The 676-nt window shown below is 49.1% G+C and carries 1 protein-coding gene; it reads right to left on the bottom strand.

Annotated elements, in window-relative coordinates; all coding sequences use genetic code 11:
- On the bottom strand, positions 1 to 676 hold a 676-nt coding region (locus tag R7Q46_RS27420), incomplete at both ends, for a nucleoside transporter C-terminal domain-containing protein (protein ID WP_318078307.1).

Here is a 676-nt window from a genome sequence, read left to right as displayed (position 1 = left end):
GCACTCATCAAGTTCGCCATAACGCCGGCAATAATCGCGCGGAAACCATGCTTAGAAACAAATGCACGCTTCTCTGGAACCAAAGAACCCAATCCGCCGATCAGCATTGCCATACTAGAGATGTTTGCAAAACCACACAGTGCGAAAGTCACAATAGCTTGAGAGTGAGCACTTAGCTGAGATTTCACTTCTGCTAGTTGGATGAAAGCAACAAACTCGTTCACCACGATCTTGTTACCAATAAGCGAGCCCGCCGTATTCGCCTCTTCCCATGGCACACCTAACAACCATGCGACAGGTGCAAATACGTAGCCTAAGATAAGCTCAAAGCTTAGTGGCGTACCAATAAGGTCTCCAACCCAACCTAGCATCCCGTTCAACAACGCGATTACGCTGATGAACGCTAACAACGTACCACCTACAGACACAGCGATACGAACACCCGCCATTGCGCCATCGGCTAACGCTTCAACCACGTTAGTTGCGCGTGGAATTTCCACTTGGCTAATGTCGATATCTGGTGCTTTGTTCACATCTTCTGGCATGAGAATTTTCGCCATCAACAAGCCTGCGGGCGCAGACATAAAGGCAGCAGCGATAAGGTAGTTAAGATCGACACCCAACGAGGCATAACCTACCAACGTACCACCAGCTACTGATGCCAAACCACCTGTCA

Source organism: Vibrio sp. 811 (genome assembly GCF_033339195.1).
This window is presented reverse-complemented; position numbering and strand designations above follow the sequence as displayed.